This is a genomic window from Streptomyces prasinopilosus (assembly GCF_001419695.1).
GTDB classification, from domain to species: Bacteria; Actinomycetota; Actinomycetes; order Streptomycetales; family Streptomycetaceae; genus Streptomyces; species Streptomyces prasinopilosus.
Genome location: NZ_LIRG01000086.1, coordinates 1 through 8225 on the forward strand (window position 1 = coordinate 1; position 8225 = coordinate 8225).

Annotated in this window: 7 protein-coding genes and 1 pseudogene; 6 read left to right on the top strand and 2 right to left on the bottom strand. The window is 71.3% G+C overall.

Features of this window, described 5'->3' with window-relative positions:
- Nucleotides 1–14: 14 nt before the first annotated feature.
- Nucleotides 15–1001, bottom strand: a complete 987-nt coding sequence (locus AOK18_RS05150) for a phosphotransferase (RefSeq protein ID WP_055693529.1) — start codon at nt 999–1001, stop codon at nt 15–17.
- Nucleotides 1002–1317: 316 nt separating this feature from the next.
- On the opposite strand from AOK18_RS05150, the gene AOK18_RS32885 reads away from it, so the two are divergent.
- Entirely contained in the window at nt 1318–1476 is a 159-nt protein-coding gene (locus AOK18_RS32885; protein ID WP_157865035.1) for a hypothetical protein, read from the top strand.
- Between the two features lie 205 nt (nt 1477–1681).
- Nucleotides 1682–2074: pseudogene (locus AOK18_RS33975) on the top strand (ABC transporter); the annotation flags it as partial.
- On the opposite strand, the gene AOK18_RS05160 reads toward AOK18_RS33975, so the two are convergent.
- The gene (locus tag AOK18_RS05160) at nt 2035–2319 is read right to left on the bottom strand and encodes a hypothetical protein (RefSeq protein WP_055693531.1); all 285 of its coding nucleotides are present in this window, start codon (nt 2317–2319) and stop codon (nt 2035–2037) included. The pseudogene AOK18_RS33975 and the gene AOK18_RS05160 sit on opposite strands and share 40 nt — an antisense overlap.
- Nucleotides 2320–2833: 514 nt before the next feature.
- Between AOK18_RS05160 and AOK18_RS05170 the strand changes: the two genes are divergently transcribed.
- From AOK18_RS05170 to AOK18_RS05185, 4 genes are all read left to right on the top strand, one after another.
- Nucleotides 2834–4327, top strand: a complete 1494-nt coding sequence (locus AOK18_RS05170) for an NUDIX hydrolase (protein WP_055693532.1) — start codon at nt 2834–2836, stop codon at nt 4325–4327.
- Complete coding sequence (locus tag AOK18_RS32405; protein WP_240503065.1) at nt 4315–5592, top strand: M15 family metallopeptidase; 1278 nt, start codon at nt 4315–4317, stop codon at nt 5590–5592. Before AOK18_RS05170 ends, AOK18_RS32405 begins: the two co-directional genes overlap by 13 nt.
- A 236-nt stretch (nt 5593–5828) precedes the next feature.
- The gene (locus tag AOK18_RS05180; RefSeq protein WP_240503066.1) at nt 5829–6278 is read left to right on the top strand and encodes an ASCH domain-containing protein; all 450 of its coding nucleotides are present in this window, start codon (nt 5829–5831) and stop codon (nt 6276–6278) included.
- A gap of 313 nt (nt 6279–6591) precedes the next feature.
- Entirely contained in the window at nt 6592–7998 is a 1407-nt protein-coding gene (locus tag AOK18_RS05185; RefSeq protein WP_055572325.1) for an MFS transporter, read from the top strand.
- The last annotated feature ends 227 nt before the right edge of the window (nt 7999–8225 follow it).

Genomic DNA, 8225 nt, shown 5'->3' on the forward strand with positions numbered 1-8225 from the left:
GGCCGCTACGGCCGCTACGGGAGGAGTGCCAGGGCTTCCCGCAGGTTGTGCTCGGCGATCCCGCGCAGGGCGGCCCGGTTTGGGTAGTCGCCGTCGAGCAGGCGCAGCGGGCCGGCGGTCAGGGACAGGTGCATCGCGAGCAGGTAGAGGTCCAGCCGCCGCGGGTCGAGACCGGGCCGGGACAGGACGGGGTAGTGCCGGCCGAAGCGGAGCCGGAGGAAGACGTGCTCCCATTCGACGTCGAAGTGCATGAGGCCCTCGATGTCGATCAGCACCGCGCGTCCGTCGGCGTCGACCAGGACGTGGTCGGGGCCCAGTTCTCCGTGGACCAGCCCGTGTTCGCTGCGGGGGGAGACCCGTGCGGCGAGGGCGTACAGGCGGTCGCGCAGGCACCCTTGCGCCGCGGCGATCCTGCCCTCTCGGCCCGAGGCCTCTTCGAGATCGCGCAGGGCCCGGTCGAGAACCAGCTGCCCGCAGGACGCGCCGCTCGCGGTACCGCCCCGCTCCAGCGGATCCGGCCGGCCGTACCGCGGGGCGAGGTGGCCGTGCAGGACGTCCACCGTCGCGGCCAGGTCGGCCAGGGCGGCGCTCGCGCGGGCGGGATCCCTCTCGAGGAGCGCCTCGAGGGTGTCGGCGGAGACGTCCTCGACCACGGCCGCGTCCGCCGGGAGGCGGTGCCGGCTGTCGTCCGCCAGGAGGAGCCGTGGAACCCTCGCGCCCAGGACGTCCAGTTTCCGCCGGGCGGTGAGGAACGGGGCCAGCCCCGAGGCGGGTGCGAGCGGATCCTCGGCATCGGTTGCGCGCCGGTCCGGCCAGAAGTTCTCCTCCTCGGCCCAGCTGTAGACGATCACGGTCGGCACCGCGGCCCCGTCGACCCGGACCCGGTAGACCCCCTTCCTGCTCCCCCCGCGCAACCGGTCCACCGCGACCACCCGGCAGCCCGGTCCCAGCGCGTCACGCACCAGCCCCGACAGGTCTTCGGTCTCCGCGAGCTTCCGCATCGGCGCACCGTATCGGACAGGGTGTTCGCACGTACTACGGGTCCGGAGCCGCGCACACCTCGCTGAAGGCCGGGGAGCCTTCACAGGGTTCCTGCCCCACGCCCAACCGCTGTCCGCCCTGCCCCGTGAACGGGAAGGCCGTCCCCCACCCGTCACGGAAACGGCACCGGAAGCCACCCGCACGTCCGGCACCCTTTCTGCCGGCGCTTCAGTCCGGTGAGCAGTTCGTTTCGTCCGGCAGCCAGTACCACGGCGCGTCGGAACCGTCATCAACGCGTCAGCCCTGGACACCAGGGCGACAGACGCGCTGAACGCGGTGATCGACACGGTCGGCCTGGGAGCCGGCGTCCCGTCCGCCCACCACCATGAGGCGCTGACGGGCGCGGTCGGCCACGCCGAGACAGAGCGGGAGAAGCTGCTGCGGGCCGAACCAGAACCCGGCCAGGAGGGGACGCCCCGGGATGCCGCGCCGTAGTGCCCACGCTCTTTGGCGGTGTCGGCGTTTCGGCCATTTCCCGCCCGCAGCCGTTCCAAGCCGGACCAGGGATCACGCCCCCTCGGGGCCCCCTGGCGCAGGAGACAGCGGGCTCCCCAGCACGACCGAATGACGTGTGTTCGATATCGCAGCCGTGTCGTTGGACCTCACGACTCAGCCGCAGCGACCGTCCTGGGGGGGAACGATGCCCTCGACCATTACGCAGGACCAGCCACCGCAACCACCCAAGGGGACCGTGCCGGAGGACGAGCCGGGGGCGGCCGGTGTTCGGGAGGAGGAATACCTCTCCCGCGACGAGTCGAGGCTCCGGGCCGGCTTTCTGCTGACCTCCCGCACCATGGCGCGGCGCCTGCCCTCACTCGTGCGGCGCTCGGTGCGGATGGCCCGGCGCGTGGACCGCGGCGCGACCATCGGCCTGCTTGTGTGCCGGATCGGGACCGGCGGCCTCGCGGCCCTCGGCCTCCCGGCCGTCACGGGCACGATCACCGCGCTGATCTCCTCGGGCGACATCACCGAGCGGCTGTGGGACGCCGCCCCTCAGCCGGCCGTGATCGCCGCCGCCACCGGCTGCCCGGCTCCTGCCGCCCGGAGACCGACCCCGACGGCGACAACAAGGTCCTCGACCCACCGCCCCGGCACTGGCACTGGCCCGGTGTCACGATCGTCCGCGGAGCCTCCCTCGCCCGGCCGGCCACCGAACGCATCGGCGACGGAGACGACGGCAACGACCGGTACGAGTTCGTCGTCCACGGCTATGGCGACCACGGACACGCCATCGCGCAGGAGATCGTCAAGCAGGTCGAGCACTGGCAGCTCAACCACCGCAGCGTCCGCTGCCCCTTCATCAGCGCCCCGTCGGCCCGCGGAGGGCTCTCCCGATGCTGCCCGGCGGCATCGTGGAGAGCACCAATGCGTCGTCCGGGGACACCTTGCACCGCGAAGCCGCCGGGGAAGCCCAGCTCGCCCCGGCCAATCCGGTACGCATGGGCTGGGTACCGGACGAGACCGGCGAGGTCTACGGCGGGCGCCCAACGCCCGGCTCCGCTTGGCCGCCCGGGTCACCGCCATCGGGCCGGCGGCCGTCGATCCCGCAACCGGCCACCCCTTCACCCGCCTGCTCGCTCCCCCGCCCAGGCAGCCGCCCTGCTGGACTGGAGCCCGCCCGGCGCCCGGCAAGCCCTGCTCGCGGTGGAGACGGCGCGCGAGCGGTGGGGCCTGCCCACTGCTCGCCCCGCCGCCATCGAGGAGATCTCGGTGGAGGGGATGCGGCTGAGCTGATCCGAACGTCCCGCCCCACCCCAACTCGTCCCGCTCCACGCCCCTCCGAGGTAACCCCATGCCGTTGTCGCACCACCACATCCGCACCACCGTCGCCACCTACCTCGCTCGCCACCCTCACGAGCGCGAGCAGCTCGGCGGACTCCTTGACGCCCTCGACCGTCCCACCGACATCACCAGCCGCTCCACCTTCACCGGTCACGTCACCTGCGGAGCGATCGTCGTCGACCCACTCGGCCGCGTCCTGCACGTGCTGCACCTGGCGAGCGGGAAGGTCCTCGCTCCCGGCGGACACACCGAGCCCACCGACGAGTCCCTGACCGGGGCGGCCCTGCGGGAGCTGCACGAGGAGACCGGAATCCCGCCCCGGGCCATCACACCGTGGCCCGGCTACGAGACCGTGCCGTTCGACATCGACATCCACGACATCGACGCCCACCCGGGCAAAGACGAACCCGGACACCGGCACTTCGACCTCCGTTTCCTCTTCCGGCTGCACACCGCGGCAGAAGTGCCGGTGGTGCTGCAGGAAGAGGAGATCGGCGGCATCGAGTGGCGTCCCGTGGACCGGGTGACCTCTCCCTCCCTGCGCGAGAAACTGCTCAAGCTCACCTCGGAGAGCGAACCGGGGACGGCCAACGCCTCCGCCCTGATCCACAACGACCGCGGCGAGTACCTGCTCCACCTGCGCGACCACTTCCCCGGCCAGATCTGGGAGCCGGGCATGTGGTCCCTGCTCGGCGGCGGCCGAGAGCCCCAGGACGCCACCCTGGAGCACACCGTGCGGCGCGAACTGGCCGAGGAAGCCGGCCTCCACATCGCCGACCTGACTCCGTTCGGCACCGAGTACGCCTCCGACGACGCCGGCGCGAGCGTGCCCATCGCCATCTACGCCGGCCGCTGGAACGGCGATCCTCGCGACCTCCGTCTGACGGAAGGGGTGATGCTGGCCTGGTTCGCCCCCGACGACCTCCACCGCCTGCGCATCGCAGACACCACGTGCGAACTTGTACGGCGCCACGCCGCCAGCCGCCCGGCCAACGCGTCCAGCACTGCGTCGCAGAGCGGGCCCTCATCGCACGAGGAGCGCCGCCCGGCTTCGCCGCACGGCACGGTCCTCAACGTCATCGGCGTCCACCTCTACCTGGAGCGGCCGGACGGGACGGTGCTGCTCGGGCTGCGCCACCCCGACTCCGCATTCGCGCCGTCCACCTGGCACGTCCTGGCCGGCCACTGCGAGCAGGAGAGCGCCGTCACGTGCTTGATCAGGGAGGCACGGGAGGAGGCCGGCCTGCTGATCCAGCCGCACGACGTGGAACTCGTCCACGTCGTCCACCACGTCGACCATGCCGGGGACCAGCTCCGCATGGGCCTGTTCTTCCGCGCGCGGACCTGGACGGGCGAGCCGGAACTACGCGAGCCGGACAAGTGCACCCAGTGGAAGTTCTGGGACCCCACCGCGCTGCCCGACAACCTCGTCTCCTACACGCGCCAAGCCATCACAAAGATCCGGAACGGGGACCTGTACAGCGAGTCGGGATGGCCCGCATGACCGGCACATCGAGCGGCGCACACCGTCGTGCGTCCACTGCGACTGCGGCCGGTCGTGAGGACACCCGCCTGGTGGTGATCCGCGGCAACTCGGCGTCAGGCAAGTCAAGCGTGGCCCAGGGCCTGCGAGATCACTACGGCCGCGGTATCGCGATCCTGAGCCAGGACGTGATCCGCAGGAACGTGCTCAGGGAACACGACACCGCGCGCGGCGCCAACATCGCCCTGCTGGGCAGGATCGCACGCGACGCACTGAACGCCGGCTTTCACGTGGTGCTCGAGGGGATCCTGTACGCCGATCGCTACAGCCACATGATCACGTCTCTGGTACGGGACCACCGTGGCGTCTCCTGCTGCTACTACCTGGACGTGCCGCTGGAAACGACGTTTGGCCGGCACGCGTCGAAGGCGGATGCCGCGTGCCTGGCGCACGTCACCGACAACCACCTCGCCTCCTGGTACCGCGAGCTGGATCTGCTGCCCGGCGGTCTGGAGACCGTGGTCCCGGCCGACAGCACGCTGCAGGACACCATCGCGCGCATCCTGCGCGAAACCGATCCGGCCTCTGCCTCCCCCGTCCCGCCGCCGCAGTGCAAGCCGTCGCAGGGAGACTCGATGAACAGTCCGGTGTTGATGTCCGATCCGCGGGTCGCCGCGGTCCCGGTGCGCGAGTGCGGGGAACCGCTCGTCGACGTGCGTGACCACAGCTTCCGCGTCGATCCCCGCAAGCACGATCCGCTGGGCGCGTTCGCCCACGTCCGCGAGGGTGTCCTGGCCCGGCTGGAGCACGCCCGCTCGCTCCTGCCCGCCGGCACCGACCTGCTGTTCATCGAGGGCTACCGCCCGCCGGCCCTGCAGCAGCGCTACTTCACCGAGTACCGGGACGAGCTGGCCGTCGCTCACCCCGGCTGGACAGCTGAGCAGCTGTACCAGGCCGCAAGCCGGTACGTGTCGCCGCCGGAGATCGCGCCCCACTCCGCGGGCGCGGCCGTGGACGTGACCCTGGTCGACCAGGACGGCCACGAACTCGACCTCGGCACCCGCGTCAACGCCTCCCCCGAGGAAAGCGACGGTGCCTGCTTCACCCACGCCCCGAACCTCGGCGATCGCGCGCGCCGTTACCGCGCGCTGTTGCTCAACGCCATGGAGAACGCAGGTTTTACCAACTATGGAACCGAGTTCTGGCACTTCTCGGCAGCGGACCGGTACGACGCGCTGATGCGGCAGGAGCCGCACGCGCGCTACGGACCGATCGAACTGCCCTAGCGCGCCGACAGCCTCATCCACTTCCTCGTCCCCCACGCCGATCCGGAAACACAGGAGCGTGGCCCCGCCCCCATGCCCGGTCGCGATCCCAAGATCGCAACGGACGGAACGCACCGAACGGAGGCACGTGTGCCTGACGACAGCCAGCAGGCGACCCCAGCCGTCCCGAGCCCGGCGGTCGGAGACGAACCACAAGAGCACCACATGCACCTGCTCTCGGGCGGTACCACCACCAAGTGGAAGCAGGCCGCAGGACGATCGAAGTGAGGGGGGCCACCCCGCAGAAGCACGCCGTCGCCGCCGGCGACACGGTCGTCTTCCACGACCGGGACACCGGGCGGGAACTCGACGTGATCGTGCAGCGGATCACCCCGTACCCCTCCTTCGAGGACCTGCTCAGCTCGGAGGACACCGCGCGCATCGACCCGGACGGGCCGCCCGACGAACTGCTCGCCGATCTCCGCCGCGTCTACCCGCCGGCCAAGGGAGCCCTCGGCGTTCTCGCCCTCGCGTTCGATCACCGCCCTGCCCGCCGCCCCTTGGCGATGACGCTCACGCAGTACGCGCAAGCCAACGGGCGAGGAGCCGGGCGGGCGCTGCTTCCGGTGTTCCGACGGCCTGATCGTCCGGGACGCCGGTATCGGCACCATGACCCGAGTGCTCGTCGGTCTGCTCGACTCCGGTGACCTCACGCAGGCTCTCCAGCGGCTCGACGACGAGTGACCGTCCCCGCGTCATTCTGAAACGATCAGCTAGTCAGCACCAACCCAGCACGGAGATCAGCACCACGCCGCCAAATCAACCTGAACTACGCGTCCCGGACGGCACTCGTTTCGACCACCGCCGATCTCCTGAGACACCTTTCATGAATCGGCATGGTGGCCGCACGCATAGTCACCCCTCGAACTATGTTGCCCCGCCACATGTGCGCTTGACCTGCGGATTCCTACGGTGTGGCGACACGCAAACGTCCCCGTCACACCCCAGGAAGTGGTGCCGATGTCGTCGCCCTCAACCGCTCCACCAGCTCCGAACAACCTCAAGCGCATCGTCGCCGCGTCCCTCATCGGCACCACCATCGAGTGGTACGACTTCTTTCTCTACGGCGCCGCCGCCGCCCTCGTCTTCAACAAGCTGTTCTTCCCGGACTCCGACCCGCTCGTCGGCACGCTGCTGTCGTTCCTGACGTACGCGGTCGGGTTCGCCGCCCGGCCGCTGGGGGCTCTGGTCTTCGGGCACTACGGGGACCGGCTGGGGCGCAAGAAGCTGCTGGTGCTGAGCCTGCTGCTGATGGGCGGGGCGACCTGCGCGATCGGGTTGCTGCCCACGCACGCGACGATCGGCAGCGTCGCGCCCGTGCTGCTCACCGTGCTCCGGCTGGTCCAGGGCTTCGCGCTGGGCGGCGAGTGGGGAGGGGCCGTGCTGCTGGTGTCCGAGCACGGGGACGCGCGGCGGCGCGGGTTCTGGGCCTCCTGGCCGCAGACGGGTGCTCCGGCGGGGCAGTTGCTGGCGACCGGTGTGCTCTCCTTCCTGACCGCCGTGCTCTCGGACGCGGCCTTCGGCAGCTGGGGCTGGCGCATCCCGTTCCTGCTCTCCGGGGTGCTCGTGATCGTCGGTCTGTGGATCCGTCTGTCCGTCGACGAGTCGCCGGTGTTCAAGGAGGCGCTGGCCCAGGCCGAGTCCCGCAAGGCGGACGCCGGGGAACTCGCCGAGCGGATGCCGCTGGTGGCCGTGCTGCGGCACCACTGGCGTGATGTGCTGGTCGCGATGGGCGCGCGCATGGCGGAGAACATCAGCTACTACGTGATCACCGCGTTCATCCTCGTCTACGCCACCACCTCGGCCGGCGTGTCCAAGCAGACGGCGCTGAACGCCGTACTGATCGCCTCCGCCCTCCACTTCGTCACCATCCCGGCCTGGGGTGCGCTGTCGGACCGGATCGGACGGCGGCCCGTGTACCTGATCGGCGCGATCGGCGTCGGCCTGTGGATGTTCCCGTTCTTCGCGCTGATCGACACCGGCGGGTTCGGCGCCCTGCTCCTCGCGGTGACCGTGGGCCTAGTGATGCACGGCGCGATGTACGCCCCGCAGGCCGCCTTCTTCTCCGAGATGTTCGCGACGCGGATGCGTTACTCCGGGGCCTCGATCGGCGCCCAGTTCTCCTCCGTGGCCGCGGGCGCGCCCGCACCGCTGATCGCCACCGCGCTGCTCGCGGACTACGACAGCTCCACCCCGATCGCCCTGTACGTGATCGCCGCGAGCCTGCTGACGGTCGTCGCCGTGGTCGCCGCCAAGGAGACCCGCCACCGGGACCTGAACGAGATCGCCCCGGGAGGAAGGGCCCAGGGGCCGGCCGGCACTCCCGCCGGGGCGCCGGCCACGACGCAGGACGCGCACACCGGCTGATCACGACGGTCAGCGGTCAGCGGTCAGCGGTCACCGTCGGTCCGGCCCCCGTGAGCCCCGTTGCGGGCGTGCGGGGGCCGGCGCCGTCCCGGCCCGCGCCCGGCGCCGTCCCGGCCCGCGCCCGGCGCCGTCCCGGCCCGCGCCCGGCGCCGTCCCGGCCCGCGCCCGGGGCCGTGCCCGGGGCCGGTTCCGGGGCCGGTTCCGGCGCCCGGGCCGGGTACCTACTC